The 23,673-nt window shown below is 57.5% G+C and carries 25 protein-coding genes; 16 read left to right on the top strand and 9 right to left on the bottom strand.

Annotated features, from left to right (window positions below; genetic code table 11):
• Positions 1-10 precede the first annotated feature (10 nt).
• Positions 11-385, bottom strand: a complete 375-nt coding sequence (locus tag D7I37_RS09905; RefSeq protein WP_129543635.1) for a hypothetical protein — start codon at positions 383-385, stop codon at positions 11-13.
• Between the two features lie 119 nt (positions 386-504).
• Here D7I37_RS09905 and D7I37_RS09900 point away from each other — a divergent pair, with 119 nt between their 5' ends.
• Positions 505-1,326, top strand: a complete 822-nt coding sequence (locus tag D7I37_RS09900; protein ID WP_061794812.1) for a helix-turn-helix transcriptional regulator — start codon at positions 505-507, stop codon at positions 1,324-1,326.
• A gap of 33 nt (positions 1,327-1,359) precedes the next feature.
• Here the strand turns inward: D7I37_RS09900 and D7I37_RS09895 are convergent, their stop codons facing one another.
• On the bottom strand, positions 1,360-2,496 hold the full coding sequence (locus tag D7I37_RS09895; protein WP_129543634.1) for a porin: 1,137 nt from the start codon (positions 2,494-2,496) through the stop codon (positions 1,360-1,362).
• A 337-nt stretch (positions 2,497-2,833) separates the two neighbouring features.
• Here D7I37_RS09895 and D7I37_RS09890 point away from each other — a divergent pair, with 337 nt between their 5' ends.
• Positions 2,834-3,019, top strand: coding sequence for a hypothetical protein (locus D7I37_RS09890; protein WP_237648766.1), 186 nt, complete (start codon positions 2,834-2,836; stop codon positions 3,017-3,019).
• A 28-nt stretch (positions 3,020-3,047) separates the two neighbouring features.
• Here the strand turns inward: D7I37_RS09890 and D7I37_RS09885 are convergent, their stop codons facing one another.
• The gene (locus tag D7I37_RS09885) at positions 3,048-3,347 is read right to left on the bottom strand and encodes a helix-turn-helix domain-containing protein (protein ID WP_129543633.1); all 300 of its coding nucleotides are present in this window, start codon (positions 3,345-3,347) and stop codon (positions 3,048-3,050) included.
• Between the two features lie 159 nt (positions 3,348-3,506).
• On the opposite strand from D7I37_RS09885, the gene D7I37_RS09880 reads away from it, so the two are divergent.
• The 3 genes from D7I37_RS09880 (at position 3,507) to D7I37_RS09870 (ending at position 5,755) form a co-directional block, all read left to right on the top strand.
• Positions 3,507-4,250 carry a metallophosphoesterase gene (locus D7I37_RS09880; RefSeq protein ID WP_129543632.1) on the top strand — a complete coding sequence of 248 codons (744 nt, stop codon included), beginning with the start codon at positions 3,507-3,509 and terminating at the stop codon, positions 4,248-4,250.
• A 105-nt stretch (positions 4,251-4,355) separates the two neighbouring features.
• Positions 4,356-5,360, top strand: a complete 1,005-nt coding sequence (locus D7I37_RS09875; protein WP_129543631.1) for a hypothetical protein — start codon at positions 4,356-4,358, stop codon at positions 5,358-5,360.
• The gene (locus tag D7I37_RS09870; protein ID WP_371415254.1) at positions 5,357-5,755 is read left to right on the top strand and encodes a hypothetical protein; all 399 of its coding nucleotides are present in this window, start codon (positions 5,357-5,359) and stop codon (positions 5,753-5,755) included. Before D7I37_RS09875 ends, D7I37_RS09870 begins: the two co-directional genes overlap by 4 nt.
• A gap of 428 nt (positions 5,756-6,183) precedes the next feature.
• Here the strand turns inward: D7I37_RS09870 and D7I37_RS09860 are convergent, their stop codons facing one another.
• Complete coding sequence (locus tag D7I37_RS09860) at positions 6,184-6,483, bottom strand: hypothetical protein (protein ID WP_061794800.1); 300 nt, start codon at positions 6,481-6,483, stop codon at positions 6,184-6,186.
• A 237-nt stretch (positions 6,484-6,720) separates the two neighbouring features.
• Here D7I37_RS09860 and D7I37_RS09855 point away from each other — a divergent pair, with 237 nt between their 5' ends.
• The 3 genes from D7I37_RS09855 to D7I37_RS09845 all read left to right on the top strand — a co-directional run bounded on the left by D7I37_RS09855 (position 6,721) and on the right by D7I37_RS09845 (position 9,285).
• Entirely contained in the window at positions 6,721-8,091 is a 1,371-nt protein-coding gene (locus tag D7I37_RS09855; RefSeq protein WP_129543630.1) for a glutamine synthetase family protein, read from the top strand.
• A 68-nt stretch (positions 8,092-8,159) separates the two neighbouring features.
• Positions 8,160-8,570, top strand: a complete 411-nt coding sequence (locus D7I37_RS09850) for a GNAT family N-acetyltransferase (protein ID WP_061794798.1) — start codon at positions 8,160-8,162, stop codon at positions 8,568-8,570.
• A 13-nt stretch (positions 8,571-8,583) separates the two neighbouring features.
• Positions 8,584-9,285, top strand: a complete 702-nt coding sequence (locus tag D7I37_RS09845; RefSeq protein ID WP_129543629.1) for a trehalose-6-phosphate synthase — start codon at positions 8,584-8,586, stop codon at positions 9,283-9,285.
• Positions 9,286-9,287: 2 nt separating this feature from the next.
• On the opposite strand, the gene sfnG is transcribed toward D7I37_RS09845, so the two are convergent.
• Complete coding sequence (gene sfnG, locus D7I37_RS09840) at positions 9,288-10,382, bottom strand: dimethylsulfone monooxygenase SfnG (RefSeq protein ID WP_061794796.1); 1,095 nt, start codon at positions 10,380-10,382, stop codon at positions 9,288-9,290.
• Between the two features lie 426 nt (positions 10,383-10,808).
• On the opposite strand from sfnG, the gene D7I37_RS09835 reads away from it, so the two are divergent.
• The 4 genes from D7I37_RS09835 (at position 10,809) to D7I37_RS09820 (ending at position 15,351) form a co-directional block, all read left to right on the top strand.
• Complete coding sequence (locus D7I37_RS09835; protein WP_129543628.1) at positions 10,809-12,989, top strand: carbon starvation CstA family protein; 2,181 nt, start codon at positions 10,809-10,811, stop codon at positions 12,987-12,989.
• A gap of 198 nt (positions 12,990-13,187) precedes the next feature.
• Positions 13,188-13,391 (top strand): YbdD/YjiX family protein, encoded by a 204-nt coding sequence (locus D7I37_RS09830; RefSeq protein ID WP_004953088.1) that lies wholly within the window; start codon positions 13,188-13,190, stop codon positions 13,389-13,391.
• A 23-nt stretch (positions 13,392-13,414) separates the two neighbouring features.
• On the top strand, positions 13,415-14,377 hold the full coding sequence (gene yjiA / locus D7I37_RS09825; RefSeq protein ID WP_061794793.1) for a GTPase: 963 nt from the start codon (positions 13,415-13,417) through the stop codon (positions 14,375-14,377).
• A gap of 224 nt (positions 14,378-14,601) precedes the next feature.
• On the top strand, positions 14,602-15,351 hold the full coding sequence (locus D7I37_RS09820; RefSeq protein WP_129543627.1) for a hypothetical protein: 750 nt from the start codon (positions 14,602-14,604) through the stop codon (positions 15,349-15,351).
• 158 nt (positions 15,352-15,509) lie between these two features.
• On the opposite strand, the gene D7I37_RS09815 is transcribed toward D7I37_RS09820, so the two are convergent.
• Positions 15,510-16,532, bottom strand: a complete 1,023-nt coding sequence (locus D7I37_RS09815; protein WP_129543626.1) for a LacI family DNA-binding transcriptional regulator — start codon at positions 16,530-16,532, stop codon at positions 15,510-15,512.
• A 283-nt stretch (positions 16,533-16,815) separates the two neighbouring features.
• On the opposite strand from D7I37_RS09815, the gene ascF reads away from it, so the two are divergent.
• Together ascF and D7I37_RS09805 are read left to right on the top strand one after the other, a co-directional pair.
• Positions 16,816-18,261 carry a PTS cellobiose/arbutin/salicin transporter subunit IIBC gene (gene ascF, locus D7I37_RS09810; RefSeq protein ID WP_129543625.1) on the top strand — a complete coding sequence of 482 codons (1,446 nt, stop codon included), beginning with the start codon at positions 16,816-16,818 and terminating at the stop codon, positions 18,259-18,261.
• Positions 18,262-18,411: 150 nt separating this feature from the next.
• Positions 18,412-19,842 (top strand): 6-phospho-beta-glucosidase, encoded by a 1,431-nt coding sequence (locus D7I37_RS09805; RefSeq protein WP_129543624.1) that lies wholly within the window; start codon positions 18,412-18,414, stop codon positions 19,840-19,842.
• Positions 19,843-19,924: 82 nt separating this feature from the next.
• Here D7I37_RS09805 and D7I37_RS09800 read toward each other — a convergent pair whose 3' ends face one another.
• From D7I37_RS09800 to D7I37_RS09790, 3 genes are read right to left on the bottom strand one after another with little or no spacing between them, the layout of a single operon-like run.
• Complete coding sequence (locus D7I37_RS09800; RefSeq protein WP_129543623.1) at positions 19,925-20,242, bottom strand: contact-dependent growth inhibition system immunity protein; 318 nt, start codon at positions 20,240-20,242, stop codon at positions 19,925-19,927.
• On the bottom strand, positions 20,239-20,526 hold the full coding sequence (locus tag D7I37_RS09795; RefSeq protein WP_061794786.1) for a contact-dependent growth inhibition system immunity protein: 288 nt from the start codon (positions 20,524-20,526) through the stop codon (positions 20,239-20,241). Before D7I37_RS09795 ends, D7I37_RS09800 begins: the two co-directional genes overlap by 4 nt.
• 4 nt (positions 20,527-20,530) lie before the next feature.
• Entirely contained in the window at positions 20,531-21,358 is an 828-nt protein-coding gene (locus D7I37_RS09790) for an RNase A-like domain-containing protein (RefSeq protein ID WP_129543622.1), read from the bottom strand.
• A gap of 515 nt (positions 21,359-21,873) precedes the next feature.
• On the opposite strand from D7I37_RS09790, the gene D7I37_RS09785 reads away from it, so the two are divergent.
• Positions 21,874-22,191: a hypothetical protein gene (locus tag D7I37_RS09785; protein ID WP_129543621.1), complete on the top strand. Its 318-nt coding sequence runs from the start codon at positions 21,874-21,876 to the stop codon at positions 22,189-22,191.
• Positions 22,192-22,420: 229 nt separating this feature from the next.
• A complete protein-coding gene (locus D7I37_RS09780; RefSeq protein WP_129543620.1) occupies positions 22,421-23,539 on the top strand; it encodes an HNH endonuclease signature motif containing protein in 1,119 nt (372 codons plus the stop codon).
• Positions 23,540-23,673: the final 134 nt, after the last annotated feature.

The raw sequence follows: 23,673 nt of genomic DNA, 5'->3' as shown, positions 1-23,673 counted from the left end.
CATCTCCTCGTTAGCTCAGTAAAGTGACGGCCAGCAGCCGCGCCCGCGCCTCGTCGGCGGCGACCAGCACCGGGTAGCCCCAGAATTTGGCGGCGTATTCGGCGAAGGCTTCGGCCGCAGCGCATTGCGCGGCGTCCGGCTCGAGCATGATCATGCCCTTCACCCACAGCTTCAGCGCCTGGCGGTTATCGCGCTTCCACAGCGCCACCCGGGTGCGTTCGTCGCGGTTGGGTTCCTCCCCGGCGTCGCCCACCCGGCGATCGGACAAAATGACGAAGGGCTCGGCGCGCGCCAGCAGGGCGCCGAACGCGGCCAGCTCGGCCTGGGTATCGCGCCCGCTTTGGCGCATCCACACCAGCGGAAAGTGAGCGGTATCTAATGCCATTATTAGTCTCCTGAAAAAGCGCTTGCCGCAGGCGCTTACTTTATCGGCGACGGCGCTGGACCGCATTGCGTAATCAGGACATAATATTTTTCATTTACGCCAAAGTGAGAATAGTTCTCATGACAGTACAGATCACCCGCCCGCGCTTTGACATCGATCGGGTACCGCGCGCCATCTTTGCGGTGCAAAGCTCCACCATTGATCAAGACTGGGAAGTGGCCCCGCATCGCCACCAGAAGGCCCAGCTGATCTACACCGTGCGCGGCATGATCCGCTGCGAAGTGGAGAACGGCCTGTGGCTGGTGCCGCCGCAGTGTGCGCTGTGGATGCCGGGCAACGTGCTGCACAACGCCCAGGGGGCCGGCTCGACCGAAGCCTATTGCCTGTTCGTCGATCCCCGCGCCGCCGCGCATCTGCCGCAGAACTGCTGTACGCTGGCGGTCTCGCCGCTGCTGCGCGAACTGCTGCTGCAAACCAGCACCTTCGACCCATTCTATGATGAGCAGGGACCGGAGGGACGGCTGACGGCGGTGCTGCTGGATCAGCTGGCGGCCGCGCCGATAGAGAACCTGCACCTGCCGGTGTCCGACGATGCGCGCATCCGCCAGTTGACCGAAGGCATGCTGAGCTGCCCGGCGGACAAATCGACCCTCCGCCAGTGGGCGCAGCGCATCGGCATGAGCGAACGCTCGCTCAGCCGCACGCTGCAGCAACAGATGGGCATGAGTTTCGGCCACTGGCGGCGCCAGCTGCACGTGATGCTGGCGCTGCAGCGGCTGACCCGGGGGGAAAGCGTGCAAACGGTGGCGCTGGATCTGGGCTACGAAAGCGCCAGCGGCTTCGTCACCATGTTCAGAAAGGCGGTGGGGAAACCGCCGGCGCGTTATCTGGCCGAGAGAAGCGCCTCGGGCCAGGCGGCCGACGGCGCCATCACCATGTAAAAAAGCCGGCGTTTCGCCGGCTCGAGTGACGCCTCAGAAGTCGTAAAACACCGTGATCCAGGTGGAGTCCGGCTCTTGGTCGCTGCTGTTGGCCAGGGTGCGTTCGAGGTACACCGACAGCCCATAACCGATGGTGGTGCCCGCGCCGAGGTAAACGTGGTTGGCGTGGTATTCTTCGTCGCCCTTCAGCTGCAGCGAATCCGCCGCCACGTAAGGCTGAATGGACTTCAGGAACGGCTTGTCGATGTTGAAGGTATAGCCGACGAAGCCCTCCAGGCCATAGCCGTCGCCGGCGAAGAAGTGCGACAGCGTGCGTTCGCGGGTGCTCGGCACGTAGTCTTTGTAATAGCTGGCGGTGCCGACGATATACCAGTTGTTCGGCTGCCAGGTCAGCGCGGTGCCGGACAGCTGCTGGTGATAGTCTTTCTCGTTATACAGGTTGTCTTTAATCTTCGCGTCGGTGTAGCTGTAGGCCGCGCTGAAGGTCAATGCCTTCGTCACCTTATAATCTAAGCCCAACCCGCCGCCGCCCTTGCGCCGGTAGCTGAGATTATCGGCGGTGTGCAGATCGTCTTCCGGCAATAAATAGTTGGCGTATAAGGTGACCGGCCCGAAATCGTTGGTGTATTTGATGCTGTTCTTCGGCTTATTGCCGCCGTCGTAGTCGCCGGAAATACCGATGCCGGTGCCGCCCGCATGACCGTCGTTATCCCAGACGTCGCTTTTGATGCCGACCACGGAATAATAAATGCCGTATTGATGGCCATAGGTCAGGGTGCCGTAGCGATCGTCTTTAAAGCCGGCGTACAGCTGGCGCTGATAGTCGCGCTTGCCGTCTTCGTTGTAGTGGCCGTCCCAGCTCAGCGCGTGCGCCAGGTCGACGCCCCACTCGTAGTAGCCGATGATCGAGGTGTCCTGCGTCAGCGCATAGTCGCCGCCGAAGCGAAAACGCGTGCCGCCGTCGTGGCCGTTTTTGTAATAGCCCGGCTCCGGGCCGTTATTGAAGATCCATTCGGGGCGAATGCTGCCGCCCACTTTTAAACTGAGCGGCGCCAGCAACACATTGCTCTGCGGGTTTTTATCTAAAATGGTGATCTCGGCCTGCGCGCCGCCGGATAACGCCGACAGCACGACGCCGCCAATGAATATTGGCGCTGTTATATTTCTCATTATTACCCCTGCCCGAAAAAGTTATTTTTATAAATACGGTGGTCTAAAGCCACGCATAAACAATTACCCGATGTGTGCGAATGGCGCAAGAGTTAAAAATTCATTTCATAACCTATGGTTATTGGCAGGAAGAATTAATTTTAACCGTATAGGTATTCAACTGTAACCGGAAGAAAGGGAATGTAATAAATCGAACGCGAAATAAACCAATCGGCATTTTTTGAACCGATAAAACCGGCGTTATTACCCGGGAATGGCTCTAACTAATAACAAATAAATATTATTACACCCGGTAAATCATCACGCATGGATATTATTACGGAGCGCGGCCCAGGCGGTGATACCGAAGGATTCGGCGCTGTGCGAACAACAGATGGGCGAGCTGGGGGCGGTGTGCGTGCCGCTGTTTGGCCCGCTCATCGAACGGCGGGTGGGCCTGATCCGCCTGGCGCAGCATCAGCTCTCTTCCGCCGCCCAGGCGCTGGCGACGGTGATCGAGCGGGAAATGGCGGTGGGGGCGTAATGCATCACGGCCTATTGGCGCGATTCGCTTATACCCTAAACCCCAGGTGTTTGCCGTCGGGCAGCTCAACATCCAAACGCAGCGTTCCGCCCATCGCCTCAACATAGCGCTTTAGCGTTGAGATCTTCAGCTCGTTGCCGCGTTGCTCTATTGCCGCCACTGAGGGCTGGGAAATGCCAAGATTGCCCGCCAATTCCCGCTGAGAAATATTCAGTGCTTCCCGCAGCTCGTACAGACGCGTTGCGAACAGCATTTCCTCGGCCATTTCCTGAATGCGTTGCCGGCTCTCCGGAGAGCGCGAAGCCAGCAATTCTTTTAAGGTGCTCATTACATCTCCTTGGTCCACGGTATCCGTAAGCATAAAATATAAACTACAGTCTATAAATACAATATCTTGAATTTACGTCTTTTGCTCGCTAGACGGCAAAACAACTACAGTAAAACTATCGACGGAGCTGCTTGCGCCCCCACTTACAGGAGCGTCCTTATGATACTCAATCTCCCCACCAACGCCGCCGGACGGGACTTTGCGGTCGGCGACCTGCACGGCTGCCTGCCAGCGCTGCAATCGCTGCTCGACCACGTCGGCTTCGACATCGGCAAAGATCGCCTGCTGGCGGTCGGCGATCTGATCGACCGCGGGCACGCCAGCCTGCAGTGCCTGGAGCTGCTTAGCCAACCCTGGTTTTATGCCGTGCGCGGCAACCACGAAGCGCGGGCGCTGGAGTGGTTCGCCCAGCCGGGCTCGGTCGATCTGGAGCTGATGTGGCATATCGACGGCGGCGCCTGGTTCTTCCAGCTCGACGCCCGGCAGCGCCAGCATTGCCGCACATTGATGCTGGCGATGCCTTGGGTGATGCGGGTCACCGCCGGGCAGCGGCGCTATGCCATTTTGCACGCCGAAGTGCCGCCGGAAATCGACGATCTGGCGACCTTTCTGCAGCGATTGCAAGCCGGCGACGACGCGGTGAAACAGGCCTGCATCTGGGGCCGGGAGCGCTATCTGAACAACTCGGCCGCCAGGGTGCGCGGCGTGGATTGGGTGATCGGCGGGCATACGCCCGGCGAGCCGAAAAACGCGCTGCACGGCAACTGTTTGGATATCGACTTTTGCGCCTTCGCCATGGAGAACGGCGGCGCGCTGGGGATGCTGGAGCTGGGCAGCGAGCGGTTGTACCTGCGCGATAAGCGACGGATTACGCAGCTGGCGCTGGGGAGTTTGGCGGGGTGACTCCGGACTTTCGGAGAATTCTTCCCCCGAGAGCGTGAGCCAGAACCTGTTCTCACTCTGCAGAAAATGTTAAGTTTCTGGAAAAAACAGGGGGATCAATTCGACATGGAACAGAAGTCCAGCAAGATAGCTCCGGGCTATTGCATCGCTCAGCAGGCAGGTCCCCTTTCCTATCATGCCAATTACCTGTTTGGCGGCAAACCGTCGGAAGCGGCCAACTTCTTCATGCAGCTCAATGCCGATACGCCAACGGTGCAACCCGGGCAGATGTTGATTGTCGCCGATCCGCGTAACCCCAATCAGTCCGTGCAGCTCGCCATGCTGATGCAGGCCAAGACTCGCACCAGCAAGGCGGTAAAAGCCGGAGACAGTAACTTCTCCGCATTCTTGCACCGCAACTACGCCGCCATCGCCGCTTTCACCAACTATGGCGATACCTTGGTCGGGCTGGCCTCTGATGCCGGTGATCGCTACTTCAGCCAGATCAAAAACATCCTGATCGACATTGAAAAAACCTACCAGAATCAGTTCCGCATGAGCGGCACGCTGATCGGCACGCAGTTCCAGGTAGAACGGGCGCGGCTGTTCGGTACATTAAAACCGTTACTGAATCGCCTTACCCGTGCCCAGCTCAATATGAAAGAATATGCGCAGATCAAACACGCGCTGGGGCTTTCCAGCAAATCGCTGGTGCATGAATGGAGCACCGCCGGGGTAGGCGCTATCAAGGGCTATTCCAACTATGTCGACAGCGCCAGCCGCGCAGCCAAGTTTATGAAAACCGGCGGCTGGGTTGGCATCGGGCTCAGCGGGTTGAACACCACCAATGACGTTTATAATGCCTGCACCAGCGGCCGTGAACAGGAATGCACCAAGATAGCGGTTAAGGGGTACAGTAATTTTGCTGCGAGTACAGCAGCGGGGATTTGGGCAGGGAATGCAGGTGCAGGTCTTGCTATTGCAGCCTGTTCAATTGTGTTGGGTGTAGCAACAGCGGGAACAGGTGTGATCGTTTGTGGTATCGCTGGAGCCGCTATAGGAGGCGCCGCAGGATCCACACTGGGTGGCATGGGTTCCGATTATTTGACGACGTTAGTAGTAGGTGAATGATGAAATTTATCGTCATATTGTGTTTGATACTGCTGGCTTTAAGCGCCTTCATCCAGTTCATTGGCTACCGTCGCCATAAAAAAGAGTTTGACGCTTTCTATCGACGTTACGCCGGCAGCGGACATTTTATTCCGCCCTACGTCGCCTTTGCCGATAGCCTCGGCATGCTCGGTACCTCATTGAAAGCACAGTGGTTTCTTTGGATCCTGAAGAGGAAAAAAATAAAAATAAGGGATCAAGTTTGGCTCGATGCGAAAACCTACGATTTCGTGCAAAAAATCGCCTCCCCTGAGCTACAGAAGTGGCTGGCGATGGACTTTATACTTTTGCTCGTAGAGGCCATTATTATCACCGTGGGTTGTACTTTTATTTATCTCATCAAAATCAATATATAAAAACCAATGATCAATTATGTTGAGCCTTACATAAAAGAGATAAAACTCTTGGTGGTATTACTATTCTTTCTATGCCTTCTTATCGCTATTATCCAATTTATTTACTATCGACTTCACAAAAAAGAGTTTGATCTCTTTTATCAACACTATGTGGTGAGTAAACACCCTGTTCCACTTTTTGTCGTGGTGGCGGACAACCTTAACTTCATCGGTATTTCACTAAAAGCCCAGTGGTTTCGTTGGATTTTGAACAACCGGAAATTAAAACTGACTCGCAACGTTTGGGTAAGCCCCAAAACCTACGATTTCGTTCGAGCTGCTTCATCACCCAGGTTACAAAATTGGATCCGTAATGATTTCAGACTATTAGTATTACAAGGAACACTCTTAATCATCATGTGTCTCCTGAACTATCTCCTGAAGTCGGTCTAATCCCCCTCCACCGCCTGCACCGCCGCCTTCTGCGTGGCGCGCTGATATAAACACAGCTCCCTGCCCGACTTATTCTTCATAAACGGCTGCGGGTAGCGGCCGCCGATAAACAGCGCCGAATAACCGACGTCGTCGCCGTAGTGAATAATCTCCCCTTCCACCCTGGCGTTTTTTAGCCCGCTGGCTTTCAGGCAGGCGGCGCGCATCGCCCGTTCGCTCTTGGCCCACGCCTGTGGGGAAGACGCAGTGGCGTTGAACGCGGCCAGCGCGGCGATAAGCAGCCCTATTCTCTTCATCGTTATCTCTCCTTCTACGGCCCGTCTCACCAGTATAGACCGTGCCGACCCGGTCAACCCGCCGCGCTCTTTACGGCATTTTTATTCCGCAGCCCGTTAACGTTACGGCGTTTTTACAGACAGTTATGCGCGCCGCAGATACCCTTTTCACATCGCCAATATGGCCTCACAAGAGTGGTTGTCTCATGCGTTTATCCCTGCCTCTGGCCGTTATTCGCCTTCGATTCGGAGGGCGCCATGCACGCTAATATCATCGGTTTCAACCCTATGCTGGCGGAGCTGCCCGCCCTGCACGGCCGTTCATTCCGCAAAGAGCTGGAGCAGTATCTGCAGCGCCATCCGGATACCGAACAGCTCGATATTTACCTCAACGATCTCAACGGCCAGCTGCGCGGCAAGCGGCTGCCGATCGCCGAGGCGTTCTCGCTGGAGAAAGGCTGCTATTTCCCGCTGTCGATTTACGCCATGGACCTGCACGGCAGGGTGATTGAAGAGAGCGGGCTGGGGCAGCTGGCGGGCGAACCGGATCGCCTGTGCCTGCCGGTGCCCGGCACGCTGCGCTCCTGCGCCCGCGATCCGCAGCGCCATGCGCAGCTGCTGCTGACGATGCAAAACGCCGACGGCGGCGCCTGCGAGCTGGAACCGAGGGTGGTGCTGCAGCAGGTGCTGAAACGCCTGCACGCCCGTAACTGCTTCCCGGTGGTGGCGGCCGAGCTGGAGTTTTATCTGCAGGATCCGCAGCAACCGGCGGACGCCGCCCCGTGCCCGACGCAAAGCTTCGCGGTGGATGCGCCCGAGCGCCACCACGCGCTGCTGCACGACATCGAACAACACGCCCGCCTGCAGGGGCTGCCGCTGAGCGGGGTGGTGGCCGAGGCCGCCTCCGGCCAGTACGAGCTGAATCTGCACCACAGCCCGCGGGTGCTGGAGGCCTGCGACCAGATCCTGGCGCTGAAAAGGCTGACGCGGCAGATGGCGGAACGGCACCGCCAGCACGCCTGCTTTATGGCCAAGCCCTGCGCGCACGCCGCCGGCAGCGGGCTGCATTTCCACATCAGCCTGCAGGGCGAGCACGGCGAAAACCTGCTGACCGGCGCGCCGGGCGAGCTGAGCGACAACATGCAGCAGGCGATGGCCGGCATGCTGGCGCTGATGCCGGCGTCGATGGCGATCCTGGCGCCCAACATCAACGCCTTCCGCCGTTTCCGCCCCGGCATGCACGTGCCGCTGCGCGCCTCCTGGGGCCACAACAACCGCACGGTGGCGCTGCGCCTGCCCTGCGCCGACGGCGCCAATCAGCGTATCGAATACCGGCTGGCGGGCGCCGACGCCAACCCCTATCTGGCGCTGGCGGCGATACTCGGCGGCCTGCTGCACGGGCTGGAACAGCCTTTGCCGCTGCCGCCGGCCACCAACGGCTACGAGAACGACGGCGCCGCGCCGCTGCCGCTCAGCCAGCAAGAGGCCCTGGCGCTGTTCCGCCACAGCCAGCCGCTGCGCGAGCTGCTCGGCCCGGCGTTCTGCAGCCTGTGGCACACCTGCAAAAGCGCCGAGCTGCACCGCTTTGAAGAGCAGGTGACCGCCGCGGAGCTCGGCTGGATGCTTTAACGCCCCCTTGTTGCGCCGCCCGTTTTCGCTGCGGGCGGCAGGATATGCTTGCCCGAAAAAGGATAACCATGAACATGCAGTCGCTACCGATCCTCACTGAACATCTACCGATCCTGTGCTGGCGCAAAGGCGCCTTTCATATCAGCACCGACCGGCGATTATTGGACGCCGATTTCGTGCGCCGCTGCCTGCGGCAGGACATCGATCCGGCCGCGCTGGATAGCCGCAACCTGTGCTTTGGCCTGTACCGCAAGCGCCACCAGCTCGGCTTCGCCCGGGTGGTGACCGACTACGCCACCCGGGCGTCGGTCAGCCTGCTGTTTATCAGCGCCGAATACCGCGGCGTGGGGCTGGGCAGCTGGCTGATGCGCTGCTGCCTGGCGCACCCGGCGATGCGCGGCCTGCGCGTGAGCTCGCCGGCCGGCCTGTCGCCGTGGCGGGCCTGCGGCGCGCAGCAAACCGCCCGATCCATTCACTGAGAAGGAGGCGACCATGTCCCGTTTGGTGTTGATCTCGAATAAGCCGTACGACAGCCAGGATTTGGCCTGCGCCAGCCAAAGCTTGTCGGCGGGCGGCCTGGTAGATGACGATCAGGGGCTGTGGCTGGGCTGGAACGGCGAGGTGCAGAACTTCGGCCGGCGGCCGGTCAGCTACCGGCACAGCGCCGGCTATGAACAGGTGACCTTCCCGCTGTCGATCGAGGAATTTTGCCGCCACTATCAGGGCTACTACCACGACGGCCTGTGGCCGGTGTTCCATAACCAGCCGGAGAAGGCGCACTTCACGCCGGAGAACTACCGCGCCTACCGCCAGCTCAACCGGCGCTTCGCCGATATCGCCAGCGAGTACCTGTGCCCGAACGACATCATCTGCATCGACGATTATCAGCTGCTGCCCTGCGGCCAGGCGCTGAAGGAGCAGGGGCTGCTGAACGCCTGCGCGTTCTTCTTCCACCTGCCGTTCCCGTCGGCGGCGCTGCTGAAGCGGATCCCGGAGCATCACGGGCTGGTCGCGTCGCTGTTCTATTACGATCTGCTCGGCTTCCCTTCGATCGACGATCGCAACAACTTCCTCAACTATCTGGCCGGGGAATATCCGCTGGAGATGCTGCCCGACGAGCATATCCAGGTGGACGGGCACATCTTCGCCACCGGCATTTTCCCCGCCGGCATCAACGCCAGGAAGATTTACTGATCTCAGGCCGCGGCCCGCCGGCGCTCCAGTTCGCGCACCAGCGGGATCACTTCGCGGCCGAAGAACTCCACCTCTTCCTGGAAGTGCAGGAACGCCAGCAGCATCAGGTCCACCCCGGCGTCTTTCAGCGCGATGATGCGCTCGGCGATCTGCTGCGGCGTGCCGATCAGGTTGGTTTTAAAGCCGTCGTTGTACTGCACCAGATCCTCGAACGAGGATTTGGCCCAGTTGCCCTCGCCCTCCGGTGAAGCCGCCCCGGCGTTTTTCACCTCGTGGCCGAATCCTTGCACCGCCTCCGGGTTGGCGTGGTCGATAATCTCCTGCAGCACCGCCTGCGCTTCCTGCTCGGTATCGCGGGCGATGACGAAGCCGTTCACCCCCACCTTGACCCGGTGCCGGTTGGCCCTGGCCTTGGTCTGCAGATCGTCCACCTGCCGGCGAATGCCCTCCACGCTGTTGCCGTTGGTGAAATACCAGTCCGACACCCGCGCCGCCATGTCGCGCGCCGCCCGCGAGCTGCCGCCCTGGAAGATCTCCGGCAGCGGATCCAGCGGCTTGGGCTTCAGCGAGTAATCGCGATAGCGGTAAAAGTCACCGGCGAAGGTGAAGCTGGGCTCGGTCCAGATGCCGCGCAGGCAGCGGATGAACTCCTCCGAGCGCAGATAGCGCTCTTCGTGGTCCAGCCAGGGTTCGCCGATGGCCTTGAACTCGCCGCGGAACCAGCCGCTGACGATGTTGACCGCGATGCGCGCATCCGACAGGTGGCTGATGGTGGCGATCTGCTTGGCCGCCAGCGTGGGGTTCCACGGCCCAGGCAGCAGCGCGGCGATCACCTTCAGCTTCTCGGTGGAATCCAGCAGCGCCTGCGAGAACGACACCGATTCGTGCTGGTTGTCGGCGCCGTAACCGGCGGTGAAGCGGATCTGGGTGAGCGCGTAGTCGAAACCGGCGCGCTCGGCGATCTGCGCCAGCTTGCGGTTGTAGCCGATATCCCAACCGGTGCGCTGCGGAATGTTGCTGATCACCAGCCCGCCGGACACGTTCGGCACCCAGTAGGCGAACCGTATGGGCTGCTGCGAGTTGTTTGCTGCTGACATGCTTCCTCTCCCTATGAACGTCGGCGCCGTTATGCGGCGTGCATATAACCATTGTTGATTTACAGATAATGCAATCAGTGTTTTGGTTATAAATCCTTTAGCAGGATGCGTGCCAACCGCCCGCCGGGGAGATGTGGTTGAAAAACCGCAGGTTGAGCAAGCACGGGATACATCGGCTGCTGCATTGGCAGCAGCGGCTGTCGGGCGGGTGTTGCCTATGCAGCAAACCGCTCACCGCGCGTTTCCAACCGTTCACCCGACGGATTGAACCGCTGACTGAAATTCGCATGTCTTCCCTTCACGCCGCCGGCGATGATGAGCTGTCGCTGAACCAAGCACGCGACCGATATCCGCACCAAATCCTGAAACATCTTATAAGCGGATGAACCCATTCATTTTTTGCAGACTGGAATTAAGGATACCTCAATGAAACGAGAGGGGATTTTAAAGCACCTGCCCTGGATGCTGCTGGGGATACTCGGCGCCGCCTGCCTGGGCGTGGTGGCGCTGCGCCGCGGTGAAAGCGTCAGCGCGCTGTGGATAGTCGTCGCTTCGGTGGCGGTGTATCTGGTGGCCTACCGTTACTACAGCCTGTACATCGCCAGCAAGGTGATGAAGCTGGACGCCGGCCGCGCCACCCCGGCGGTGGTCAACAACGACGGCCTGAACTACGTGCCGACCAACAAGAACGTGCTGTTCGGCCACCACTTCGCCGCCATCGCCGGCGCCGGGCCGCTGGTGGGCCCGGTGCTGGCCGCGCAGGTCGGTTACCTGCCCGGCACGCTGTGGCTGCTGGGCGGCGTGGTGCTGGCGGGAGCGGTGCAGGACTTTATGGTGCTGTTCATCTCCTCGCGCCGCAACGGCGCCTCGCTGGGCGAGATCATCAAAAAGGAAATGGGGCCGATACCGGGCACCATCGCGCTGTTCGGCTGCTTCCTGATCATGATCATCATCCTGGCGGTGCTGGCCCTTATCGTGGTGAAAGCGCTGGCGGAAAGCCCGTGGGGCGTGTTCACCGTTTGCTCCACCGTGCCGATCGCGCTGTTTATGGGCATCTACATGCGCTACCTGCGCCCTGGCCGGGTGGGCGAAGTGTCGGTTATCGGCATCGTGCTGCTGGTGGCTTCCATCTGGTTCGGCGGCGTGATCGCCCACGATCCGTTCTGGGGCCCGGCGCTGACCTTTAAAGACACCACCATTACCTACACGCTGATCGGCTACGCGTTCGTCTCCGCCCTGCTGCCGGTGTGGCTGATCCTGGCGCCGCGCGACTATCTGGCGACCTTCCTGAAAATCGGCGTGATCGTCGGGCTGGCGATCGGCATCGTGATCCTCAACCCCGAGCTGAAAATGCCGGCGGTGACGCAGTTCGTCGACGGCACCGGCCCGGTGTGGAAAGGCACGGTGTTCCCGTTCCTGTTTATCACCATCGCCTGCGGCGCGGTCTCCGGCTTCCACGCATTAATCGCTTCCGGCACCACGCCGAAGCTGCTGGCCAATGAAACCGACGCGCGCTTTATCGGCTACGGCGCGATGCTGATGGAATCCTTCGTCGCCATCATGGCGCTGGTGGCGGCCTCGATCATCGAGCCGGGCCTGTACTTCGCCATGAACACCCCGCCGGCGGCGCTGGGCATCACCATGCCGGACCTGCACCGCCTGGGCACCGAAGACGCGCCGATGATCATGGCCTCGCTGAAGGACGTGACCGCCCACGCGGCGGCGGCCGTCAGCTCCTGGGGCTTCGTGATCAGTCCGGAACAGATCCTGCAAACCGCCACCGACATCGGCGAACCTTCGGTGCTGAACCGCGCCGGCGGCGCGCCAACGCTGGCGGTGGGCATCGCCCACGTGTTCCACCAGATAATTCCGGGCGCCAACATGGGCTTCTGGTACCACTTCGGCATTCTGTTCGAGGCGCTGTTCATCCTGACCGCCCTGGACGCCGGCACCCGCTCCGGCCGCTTTATGCTGCAGGACCTGCTGGGCAACTTCGTGCCCTTCCTGAAGAAAACCGACTCGCTGGTGGCCGGCATCGTCGGCACCGCCGGCTGCGTGGGGCTGTGGGGTTACCTGCTGTATCAAGGGGTGGTGGATCCGCTCGGCGGCGTGAAGAGCCTGTGGCCGCTGTTCGGCATTTCCAACCAGATGCTGGCCGCCGTGGCGCTGGTATTGGGCACCGTGGTGCTGATTAAGATGAAGCGCGCCCAATACGTTTGGGTGACCCTGGTGCCGGCGGTGTGGCTGCTTATCTGCACCACCTACGCGCTGGGCCTGAAGCTGTTCAGCGACAACCCGCAGCTGGAAGGCTTCTTCTTCCTGGCCGGCGAGTATAAGCGCAAAATCGCCGAGGGCGGCGCCGAGCTGAGCGCGCAGCAGATAGCCAACATGAACCACATAGTGGTGAACAACTACACCAACGCCGGGCTGAGCATTCTGTTCCTGCTGGTGGTGTACAGCATCATCTTCTTCGGGGTGAAAACCGCCATGGCGGCGCACAAGAACCCTAAACGCACCGACCAGGAAACGCCATACGTGCCGGTACCTGAAGAAGCGCCCGCCGATGGCGTAACCGAGGGGGAAGTCAAAGTTTCACCACAACATTGATGTGATTTAGCGGATACCCTGCATATACCCTTCATCTTTCAAGTCGCAGGGGTGTTGGCTGCCTTCGCTCACCCCAGTCACTTGGTGGACCAAGCTCCTGGGGACTCGTTCAGTTGCCGCCTACCTGCAACTTGAAATCTATTGGGTATAATGAGATCTATTACGCAGGGTATTCTCTTCAATCAATAAGGACAGGCTATGTTCGGAAATCTCGGCCAGGCAGGTAAATATCTCGGGCAGGCGGCGCGCATGTTGGTGGGCGTGCCCGACTACGATACCTACGTCCAGCACATGAAAGACAACCACCCGGACAAGCCGGTGATGACCTATAAAGAATTTTTCCGCGAACGCCAGCAGGCGCGCTACGGCGGCGACGGCAAAGGCGGCATGCGCTGCTGTTGATTTGCAGTGAATAAGGACCCGTAATGAAACCCATCGCAGTCACCATTCTGACCGGCTTTTTGGGCGCCGGCAAAACCACCCTGCTGCGCCATATCCTGAACGCCGAGCACGGCTACCGGATTGCGGTCATCGAGAACGAATTCGGCGAGGTGCCGATCGACAACGCGCTGATCGGCGACCGCGCCAGCCGCATCACCACCCTGAGCAACGGCTGCATCTGCTGCAGCAAATCCAACGAGCTGGCGGACGCGCTGCTGGATCTGCTGGACGGCGCAGACAGCGGCCAGCTGGCGTTCGATCGGTTGATCATCGAATGCACCGGCATGGCCGATCCCGGCCCGATCGCCCAGACCTTTTTCTCGCACCCGATCCTCTGCGAGCGCTTCCTGCTGGACGGCATCATCACCCTGGTGGACGCGGCGCACGCCGAGCAGCAGTTGAACCAGTTCAGCATCGCGCAGGCGCAGGTAGGCTACGCCGACCGCATTCTGCTGAGCAAAACCGACGTGGCGCCGGACTGCGAAGCGCTGATCCAGCGCCTGCAACGGATGAACGCCCGCGCGCCGGTGCACAAGGTTACGCACGGCGATATCGAGCTGGGCCTGCTGTTCGACATCGAAGGCTTTACGCTCAACGACCGGCTGAACCTGGCGCCGCCCGCCCCGCTGTTCCGCCGCATTCCGCAGCCGCAGAACGACATTGGCTCGATCGTGGTGTATCACGACCAGCCGCTCGAGCTGATGCAGATTTCCGAGGTGATGGAAGGCCTGCTGCTGGAATACGCCGACAGCCTGCTGCGCTATAAGGGCATTTTGTCGATTAAGGACGAACCGCGCCGCCTGCTGTTCCAGGGCGTGCAGCGGCTGTATAACGCCGACTGGGACCGCGAGTGGCTGCCGGATGAGGAGCGCCGCAGTACGCTGGTGTTTATCGGCGTGGACTTGCCGGAGGAGGAGATCCGGGGAAGGATTGGCGGGTTGGGTTAATCAGTACTGTCATTGAACGAAGCAAAGGATGAGTTCTCGCTCATCCGCTTTAACAAATTAATTTATAAAGAAATCACTATATTCGGCTTAGTTTTAAATCAAGGGTGAAATATAAAACCCCAATGGAAAACCTGTAAAAATCGACACTCAAAGTTGTTAAAAAAATTGTCCGTGCTACTATCAGAGGTCAAATAAACGATTACTGACAAACATAAGGAAATGCGATGTTTAGAACCAATCAACTGATATCCATAATTAAATCATTTTCTCCTTACAAACCCCTCCCAGCACAGAATAAAGTAAGTAGGGTTGTTAACGGAATAAGCCGCTGGCTATTTATCACAAGTTTCACTTCATTTACGCTGACAATGTTAATTTGGTTTTTCAACTCATTTTTAAATAATAAAAATCGTATAAAAACAGAAGAATTTGGTACATTGGAAAGCATAGCATTATTATTATCTATTCTGTGCTTGATAACAGGACATCTAGCAATAATAATACCAGCCGCCAATGAATTATTTAATTTAAAGAACTGGAAAAAAGAAGAAATAAATAATTTAATTGCAGAGATAGATCATGACCAAGAATATGCAAAAAATTTGATGCCATATGAAATAGAAGAGTTAAACCACCTCTCCTTTTGGTTGAATAAAAAAATATCACGAATTTCAAAAAGAATAAGTGGTTTTTTTGGAGAGAAAACGGCCATTATATCCATGGTAGGACTTATTTATACACATATAAAAGAAACAGGAGTTATTGACAAATTACTCGAAACGAATTCAATAACAAATCGCAACTACAACTATTTAGATGACATAACAATTTATGTGCTAGCATTCTTACTTGGTTTATCACTTGGTGCAATTTTCTTAAAGAAAATCATAGGCCACTACACTTACTTATTAGAAATAGTAGAGCTTGCAGTCAGGTTAAAATCTCATAAAGACGCTCCGATAGGTAAAAACTAGATTTAATAAACTCAGCTTAATCAGCATGTTAAAAAAACAACTTTGGAAATACGCATTTTGATAGTACGGGCTGGCCAAAGTATGATCCAAAAAACATTAACATTCCGATGAAAAATTATTTCCATATGATATTAAGCGCTCGATTATGACCAAACTCATTATACAACCTCTAAATACGGCCCCGCCGCCACCGACTCGCGCTCGATCAGGCAGGCCGGGAAGGTCGGGCGCTTGCTCAGCTCGCCGCCGTCCAGCATCGACACCAGGCGGTTGATGGTTTCCTTGATCATCTCGGTGACCGGCATTTTCATGCTGGACAGCGAGGGGACGGTATAAGGCGCCAGCGGGATGTCGTCGAAGCCGATGACCGACACCGCGGACGGCACCGGGATCCGGCATTCGGTCAGGCGCTTGATCGCGCCGATGGCCATTTCGTCGTTGCCGGCGACGATGGCGCTGAACGCCTGGCCGCCGGCCAGCAGCGCATCGACCGCCGCCATGCCGCTTTGCGCGTTCCACTTGCCTTCGACAATCAACCCGTTGTTGAGCGCGATGCCCTGCTGCGCCAGCGCGGATTTATAGCCGGAAAGGCGCTCCAGCGCGGTGGGCGAATCCAGCGAGCCGGTGATGAAGGCGATATCGCGGTGGCCGCGCGCAATCAGGTGCGCCACCGCCGCCGCGCTGGCGGCGTGCTGATCGCTGAAGATGCAGTAGCTGTCGTTCAGCCGCAGGCGGCGGTTGATGACCAGTATCGGCTGCCGGTGCCGGGAAACGATCTCGTCCATTTCCGCGATCGACAAAAAGCGCGGGTAGATGATCACGCCGTCGCAGCGCAGATCCAGCAGAAACTGAATGGCGGCCCGCTCTTCTTCGGCGGTGTGTTTGCCGTCCGCCAGGATCAGCTGGCGGCCGTTTTCTTCCATGATGCGCGCCGACTGCGCCATCAGCTCGCTGAAGTAGTTGCCGCTGTAGAGGGTGTTGGTGACCACCAGGCCGATGGTCTGGGTGGTTTTGGTCGCCAGGTTGCGCGCCAGCAGGTTGGGCCGGTAGCCGGTCTCTGCGATGGCCCGATCCACCAGCGCACGCTTCGCCTGGCTGACATAGCCGCTGCCGGACAAAACGCGCGACACCGTCGCCTTTGAAACGCCGGCCTTTTTCGCCACCTCAAGTATTGTTGCCATCTGTGCGCCGTTAAAATCCATGGTTCACCGCAGTCTACCCAAGACGCCCCGGGTTTGAAACGTTTTCACTCTCGCTCGCTCCCTGGCCCTGCCTCCTGCGGCGATCCAGATCACGAAAATGAAAACCCAAAAATCATAATTCTTGCCAGATAAATAATACCACTTCATGATTTTGTGAAACCGGTTTCTTATGGGCGTTTCATTCAGATGGAACGGCGGATCGCCCAGGCAGTAAAAATTCGCCTTTAGGCAATCCGAATTCCTGAAAAGAGACGACAACTTTATGCCGAAAAACTACGCAGAGATCTCGCGCCGCATCGTGCAAGCGCTGGGCGGCCTCGGCAATATCGACGCCGTGACGCACTGCATGACCCGCCTGAGATTCGTTGTTAAGGACCGGGCGCTGATCGACACGCCCGCGCTGAAAGCCATCGACGGCGTGCTGGGCGTGGTGCACAGCGGCGAGCAGTGCCAGGTGATCATCGGCAACGAGGTGGCCAGGGCTTACCAGGCGGTGCAGGCGCTCGGCATGCCGGGTGCGGCGGCCCCCGCCGCCCCGGTAAAACGCCAGCTCACCCTGAAAGGCATCGGCGCCGGCATTCTCGACGCGCTGGTGGGCACCATGTCGCCGCTCATCCCCGCCATCATCGGCGGATCCATGGTGAAGCTGCTGGCGATGATCCTGGATATGGCCGGGGCATTCGAAAAAGGCTCCTCGACCCTGATCATCCTGAACGTGATCGGCGACGGCGCGTTCTTCTTCCTGCCGGTGATGGTCGCCGCCTCTGCGGCGCTGAAGTTCAAAACCAACATGTCGTTGGCGATCGCCATCGCCGGGGTGCTGGTGCACCCCAACTTTATCGATCTGATGGCCAAGGCGGCGCAGGGCCAGGCGGTGGAGTTCGCCTTCATCCCGGTGACGGCGGTGAAATACACCTACACGGTGATCCCGGCGCTGGTGATGACCTGGATCCTGTCGCACATCGAACGCGGGGTAGACCGCATCACCCCGGCGGTGACCAAGAACTTCCTCAAGCCGATGCTGATCGTGCTGATTGCCGCGCCGATCGCCATCCTGATTATCGGCCCGCTGGGCATCTGGATCGGCAGCGGCATCTCTGCGCTGGTGTATACCGTGCACGGCTATCTGGGCTGGCTCTCCGTCGCCATTATGGGGGCGATTTGGCCGCTGCTGGTGATCACCGGCATGCACCGGGTGTTCACCCCGACCATCATCCAGACCATCGCCGAAACCGGCAAAGAGGGCATGGTGATGCCTTCGGAGATTGGCGCCAACCTGTCGCTCGGCGGCTCTTCGCTGGCGGTGGCGTTCAAAACCAAGAACCGCGAGCTGCGCCAGACCGCATTGGCCGCCGCCGCCTCCGCCATTGTGGCGGGGATTTCCGAACCGGCGCTGTACGGCGTGGCGGTGCGGCTGAAACGCCCGCTGATCGCCAGCCTGATCAGCGGCTTTGTCTGCGGCGCGGTCGCCGGCATCGGCGGGCTGGCCAGCCATTCGATGGCCTCGCCCGGGTTGTTCACCAGCGTGCAGTTCTTCGACCCGGCCAACCCGATGAGCATGGTGTGGGTGGTGGCGGTGATGGCGCTTTCCGTGGTGCTGTCTTTCGTACTCACGCTGATTTTGGGCTTCGAAGACATTCCGGAAAGCGAAGCGGCCCCAACGGCGGCCACTGCGCCTGCGGCGAATACCGCTAACGCGACCCATTAACGCACTATTTTTTACCCTAAATAATTGGAGTTGCATCACGGCGGCAAGGCCGTATATCCCCAGGAGCTTAGTCAGCTAAGTGACTGAGGTGTGCGGGCGCAGCCAACACAGAGGCAGCTTCAAGTATGACGGGTAATTATTGAGGATTGCATGTCTGATTCAACATTCCCGCAAGGGTTCTTATGGGGCGGCGCCCTGGCCGCCAACCAGGCGGAAGGCGGCTATCGCGAGGGCGGGAAAGGGCTGACCACGGTCGATATGATCCCGCACGGCGCCAACCGCATGGCGGTCAAACTCGGCCTGGAGAAGCGCTTTAGCCTGCGCGACGACGAGTTTTACCCCAGCCACGACGCCATCGATTTCTACCACCGCTACCGCGACGACATCGCGCTGATGGCGGAGATGGGCTTTAGCGTGTTCCGCACCTCCATCGCCTGGAGCCGGATTTACCCCAACGGCGACGAGCTAACGCCCAACCCCGAGGGCATCGCCTTCTACCGCAGCCTGTTCGAAGAGTGCCGCAAATACGGCATCGAGCCGCTGGTGACCCTGTGCCACTTCGACGTGCCGATGCACCTGGTGACCGAATACGGCTCCTGGCGCAGCCGCAAGATGGTGGAGTTTTTCACCCGCTATGCCCGCACCTGCTTCGAAGCCTTCGACGGGTTGGTGAAATACTGGCTGACCTTCAACGAAATCAACATCCTGCTGCACAGCCCGTTTTCCGGCGCCGGGCTGGTGTTCGAAGCGGGCGAAAACCCCGAGCAGGTGAAATACCAGGCCGCGCACCACGAGCTGGTGGCCAGCGCGCTGGCGACGCGCATCGCCCATGAGGTGAACCCCGCCAACCAGGTGGGCTGCATGCTGGCCGGCGGCAATTTCTACCCCTGGTCCAGCAAGCCGGAAGACGTGTGGGCCGCGCTGGAGAAAGACCGCGAGAACCTGTTCTTTATCGACGTGCAGGCGCGCGGCGCTTACCCCTCCTACGCCGCCCGCGTATTCCGCGAGAAAGGCGTGAGCATCGCCATGGCGCCGGAAGACGCCGACATCCTGAAACACACCGTCGACTTCGTTTCCTTCAGCTATTACGCCTCGCGCTGCGCCTCCGCCGACATGAACGACAACAACAGCAGCGCCGCCAACGTGGTGAAATCGCTGGCGAACCCGCACGTACCGCGCAGCGACTGGGGCTGGGGCATCGATCCGCTGGGGCTGCGCATCACCATGAACATGATGTACGACCGCTACCAAAAGCCGCTGTTCCTGGTGGAAAACGGCCTGGGCGCGCACGATGAGTTCAATGCAGCAGGCGAGATAGAAGACGACTACCGCATCAGCTACCTGCGCGAACACATCCGCGCCATGGCCGACGCCATCGCCGACGGCGTGCCGGTGATCGGCTACACCACCTGGGGCTGCATCGACCTGGTGGCCGCCTCGACCGGCGAAATGAGCAAGCGCTACGGCTTTGTGTACGTCGACCGCGACGACCAGGGCAACGGCACCCTCGCCCGCACCCGCAAAAAATCCTTCTGGTGGTATAAGCAGGTGATTGCCAGCAATGGGGGGGATTTGGGGTAGGTTGGCTTTGCCCCAGGGGCCGGAGAAGTTCGGGCGCCTGGGGGGTTAGTGGGGGGCGGAGGAGTGCTTAAGTTCGTTTGAGCTATTCCAGCTTTTGCGCTGCTTTCCGTTGCAGTATGGCAAAGAGCTCTACCGCCGTAATATCCCAACTTTCCGGTACAAACTCATTTGGAAAATGCTCCGCCATTCCTTCGTCTATACGCCCTGCATAGGTAGCCTGAAACGCTTTCGCTTCCTCGAGGATATCGCGGATGATTTGACTGCCGTGTTGCTCAAGAAAGCCGTCTATCACTCCCTCTGTAGTTTCGGCGTCAGTAAACAGGTCATAATCCTGCCCGAAGTAAATGCAGAATAAGCTACTGAGCTCGCTGAAGTGATTGCGCATCACGATGGTGCTCAAAGCGCTTTCACAGCGGCGCTTCTGGCCTGCTGCAAGAATGCGGGAACCGTGGTTCCCCATAGCTCGGGGCTGAAGGTAAAGCCGAAACGTTGGTTGAATAATGACTCCACATTATCCTGCGCCAGTAACGCATCTATCTCATCGGCCAAAGCCTGGCGCTGCTGATGAGTCGCCAGACGAATGTACTCTGCGATCAGTGCGGCAATATCGCCGTCTTCGTTTATCAGGTCATAATCTTGACCGAAATAAACGACGATCAGGTTATCAAGTTCGCTGGTTTTCATCGGCTTATCTCGCAGGGAAAGCGCTAAGGATAAAGTAAGGTTTGCCATTATAGCGGGTAAATTCAATCACAACGCCAACCCGGTGACATTGATAGACGTCAGTACTGCCGCGTAATACCCCATAACCCACTGATTCTGTGAAATTGTGATACACACTCAAACGGCTGCCGGGAGACGCGTACTTTACCCAATTCATAATATCTGCACGGTTCGCCTTTACCGTAACAGAAACATACTTTTCGGCCTCCTTTACCGATCTGAATGTGCTTGCTGCGATCAGTTTCGGGCGCCTGGCTAGCCTGGCAATAAGCGCTTCCGGAGCTATGTTGATATGCCGAGCCAATGTGTGCCCGCCCGGATATTTACCGCTAACGGACTCATGCTCAACCAGCTTAACCCGCCCCATACGCACGGATGCGACTCTGGCAGCGCCAACCGCTCCGGCAAAGACAAAAGGTACGGCAATATCGACCGTTAAACCGACGTTATAGGCCGTTTCCCTATCGGCACCCAATGCTTGCGCCAACACAACGGCAGACTGATAAGTGTCAGTCGTCGTTGGCTGCCCGGTAATCATCTGATTGGAAGCGGCCTTGATGCTGTCCAGGCTATGCGTTCCCACCACCACACACCCGATTTTGGTGATAAACGTCGGATCCGGCGCATAGCACAATACTCCCGCCCCCATCAGCTCAACGACACCACCGGCAAGCCCCAAACCGCCTAGCAGACGATTACTGAGCGTTTCGCCTTCAGTGACACTTGCATCAGACAATACCGCCGCAAGCTGCACCGGCGATAGGGCAACGCGCAGCTCATCTTCATTCGCCATGTTCGTTCATCCATGAATTAGCAAAACCCTATGATTAACATAAGCCCGGAAAAGGATAAATACTGGAACGGGTAACACTTCGTAGCGCGAATAGAGGATTACTGAGCATAACATTCATTTAGAGAATGGAATGCCATGAATTATATTCACTATATATAGAAAACATTACAAATATAAAAGAGCACCATAAATAACTGCGATCTGTATTCCAATGCTGAAAGCAAACAAACTGTAATTCCATACAGCTTATTTTTTCCTTTTACTGATAACGCTATAGTTTTTCCGCTGCGGCAAAATCCGCAGCCGGAGTTAGCGTTCCGAATCCCCCAACCCTGTTCGAATATGGTATAAATTCAAGCATGCCGATGCGCACCCAAACAATGGTGGCTCGGACGGTGCTTTCTCCGGGAAGGCCGGTATCCGTTGGGGCCGGTACGCTAACGCCGTTCGAGCTACCACCCGAGTTTAGCGTCTCTTCTGGTAGCGGTATTTCTCTCCCAATGGAAATAGCCGATATGGAAAACACAAACTTACCCAACGCTTCTGAAACCATCCCCAACACCCTTACCCTCTATCGCCAACTGTTTAACCACCTCGAGCTTAGCGCTTTCAATCCCTCAGAACTTTTAGACTTAGCAGCACTCTCTGCCGAACAGGCTGAAGGGCTGTGCCACGGGCTGATGCTGTTCGGCCATTTACTGCAAAAGCACCCACAGTTGGATGCCGAAGGCTGGGAGCAGATGAATCGATATCTCAACGCTACGGCACATCTGGTTCCTGCGCTATGTAATCTTTACGGGCGGGCGTTGCGGGAGATGAAAGCCTGCGGCTAACGTAAATGGCAATCAGGGCGATGCTCATCGCCCTTCCCACCCACGATTTCCAATAGATCTGACTGACATATCACAACAAAAGCATTCATCAAGGTAGGCATTTCCGCCCCTACCTGGCATAGTTAACGCATTCGGTAAATCGATGAGTTAACTGCTGGGTATTGATGCATACTGCTCTCGTCAGCAAGCACATTGCCCAGAGCCGACTCGGTAATGTGAGGGAGTGATTTTGGCAACTGCAATAGAGGCGTTATCTTCAAAAGAATCCGTTTTAAAAGCCATCGAAGAATATAAAAAAATTGGCCGAGATGCGTTCTTAAAACAACATGAAATAAAACGATTTAAAAAATACACCCTTCATTATAATGGCGAGAAGTACGATATCCGAGGCATTGCCGCTAGAGCATACAGTGAGCAGCATGGCTATCCGTTTAAAGGAATCAATGCCGATAGTGGAACGGAAAAAGCCATCCAATTTCTCAAAGATCTCGGTTTTGAGATTGTCGAAACGCCGCACCCTTTTGACTATTTAACCGAAGGCAAACTGTACACACGCAAAGCGCTTATCGAGATCTACGGCGGGCAGCTGCAAGGCGGTATCTGGACCCCGCGGGAGTTCCCGGTGATCTTTATCTTCACTGGAGAAAGCGGCGAAACCTACGGCTATAAAGATGGATGGACAGCCGAAGGCAGCTTCTCTTATACGGGGGAAGGCCAAAAAGGCCCTATGGAATTTATTCGGGGTAATAAATCCATCCGCGACCATAAAAAAGACGGCAAAGACATCTTCCTGTTCGAAGACAACAAGAAAGAAAAGGGCGTTCGCTATCTTGGCATGTTTGAGTGCGATTCTTGGGATCACATTCAGTGCTTAGATTTCGAAAATAACATGCGGCAAGGCATTACCTTTAACCTGTTCAAAGTCTCGTCACTGCACGCGGTTGAAGAAGAAGCAGAAACCGATGAAGCCGATACGCAGACAGAAACGCTCGAACAGTTACGCAAGAAGGCATTGCAGTCCTCACAGCAATCTGGCCAGCGCCAACAGAGCGACAGCAAAAAATCCTGGTTCAAACGCAGCGAAGACGTAAAAAAATACGTGCTCAAGCGCGCCAATGGCATCTGCGAAGCCTGCGACCAACCTGCACCGTTCATGAAAAGGAACGGCGAGCCCTACCTCGAACCCCATCACACTAAACGCCTAGCCGACGAAGGCCCCGATCACCCGCAGTGGGTGGGCGCCATCTGCCCAACTTGCCATCGACGGATTCATAGCGGAGTGGATGGGAAAGAGGTGAACAAGGAGCTGATGGTGAAGTTGGAGGTCAAAGAGGCCACTATCGATTAAAAACGAATTACAGCGTTGCTGTTTAATTAAATCTAGATTCTTCTCGAGAATTACTTGCCCCAAAGTTGGGCGAGTAAGACGAGCATGATTAAATAGGCCGAGGAGAGGAAGCTCTCCCGGCCTTAGTAAGATGG

It is taken from the genome of Serratia sp. 1D1416, from assembly GCF_003641105.1.
Classification (GTDB): Bacteria; Pseudomonadota; Gammaproteobacteria; order Enterobacterales; family Enterobacteriaceae; genus Serratia; species Serratia ficaria.
Note: the sequence above shows the minus strand (reverse complement) of the source record. Positions and strands in the feature narration are given on the sequence as shown.

Bases quoted from the DNA above. Each gene is read 5' to 3' on its own strand.
- D7I37_RS09905 (WP_129543635.1), bottom strand. From the start codon at position 385: ATGGCATTAGATACCGCTCACTTTCCGCTGGTGTGGATGCGCCAAAGC.
- D7I37_RS09900 (WP_061794812.1), top strand. From the start codon at position 505: ATGACAGTACAGATCACCCGCCCGCGCTTTGACATCGATCGGGTACCG.
- D7I37_RS09895 (WP_129543634.1), bottom strand. From the start codon at position 2,496: ATGAGAAATATAACAGCGCCAATATTCATTGGCGGCGTCGTGCTGTCG.
- D7I37_RS09885 (WP_129543633.1), bottom strand. From the start codon at position 3,347: ATGAGCACCTTAAAAGAATTGCTGGCTTCGCGCTCTCCGGAGAGCCGG.
- D7I37_RS09880 (WP_129543632.1), top strand. From the start codon at position 3,507: ATGATACTCAATCTCCCCACCAACGCCGCCGGACGGGACTTTGCGGTC.
- D7I37_RS09875 (WP_129543631.1), top strand. From the start codon at position 4,356: ATGGAACAGAAGTCCAGCAAGATAGCTCCGGGCTATTGCATCGCTCAG.
- D7I37_RS09870 (WP_371415254.1), top strand. From the start codon at position 5,357: ATGATGAAATTTATCGTCATATTGTGTTTGATACTGCTGGCTTTAAGC.
- D7I37_RS09860 (WP_061794800.1), bottom strand. From the start codon at position 6,483: ATGAAGAGAATAGGGCTGCTTATCGCCGCGCTGGCCGCGTTCAACGCC.
- D7I37_RS09855 (WP_129543630.1), top strand. From the start codon at position 6,721: ATGCACGCTAATATCATCGGTTTCAACCCTATGCTGGCGGAGCTGCCC.
- D7I37_RS09850 (WP_061794798.1), top strand. From the start codon at position 8,160: ATGAACATGCAGTCGCTACCGATCCTCACTGAACATCTACCGATCCTG.
- D7I37_RS09845 (WP_129543629.1), top strand. From the start codon at position 8,584: ATGTCCCGTTTGGTGTTGATCTCGAATAAGCCGTACGACAGCCAGGAT.
- sfnG (WP_061794796.1), bottom strand. From the start codon at position 10,382: ATGTCAGCAGCAAACAACTCGCAGCAGCCCATACGGTTCGCCTACTGG.
- D7I37_RS09835 (WP_129543628.1), top strand. From the start codon at position 10,809: ATGAAACGAGAGGGGATTTTAAAGCACCTGCCCTGGATGCTGCTGGGG.
- D7I37_RS09830 (WP_004953088.1), top strand. From the start codon at position 13,188: ATGTTCGGAAATCTCGGCCAGGCAGGTAAATATCTCGGGCAGGCGGCG.
- yjiA (WP_061794793.1), top strand. From the start codon at position 13,415: ATGAAACCCATCGCAGTCACCATTCTGACCGGCTTTTTGGGCGCCGGC.
- D7I37_RS09820 (WP_129543627.1), top strand. From the start codon at position 14,602: ATGTTTAGAACCAATCAACTGATATCCATAATTAAATCATTTTCTCCT.
- D7I37_RS09815 (WP_129543626.1), bottom strand. From the start codon at position 16,532: ATGGCAACAATACTTGAGGTGGCGAAAAAGGCCGGCGTTTCAAAGGCG.
- ascF (WP_129543625.1), top strand. From the start codon at position 16,816: ATGCCGAAAAACTACGCAGAGATCTCGCGCCGCATCGTGCAAGCGCTG.
- D7I37_RS09805 (WP_129543624.1), top strand. From the start codon at position 18,412: ATGTCTGATTCAACATTCCCGCAAGGGTTCTTATGGGGCGGCGCCCTG.
- D7I37_RS09795 (WP_061794786.1), bottom strand. From the start codon at position 20,526: ATGAAAACCAGCGAACTTGATAACCTGATCGTCGTTTATTTCGGTCAA.
- D7I37_RS09790 (WP_129543622.1), bottom strand. From the start codon at position 21,358: ATGGCGAATGAAGATGAGCTGCGCGTTGCCCTATCGCCGGTGCAGCTT.
- D7I37_RS09785 (WP_129543621.1), top strand. From the start codon at position 21,874: ATGGAAAACACAAACTTACCCAACGCTTCTGAAACCATCCCCAACACC.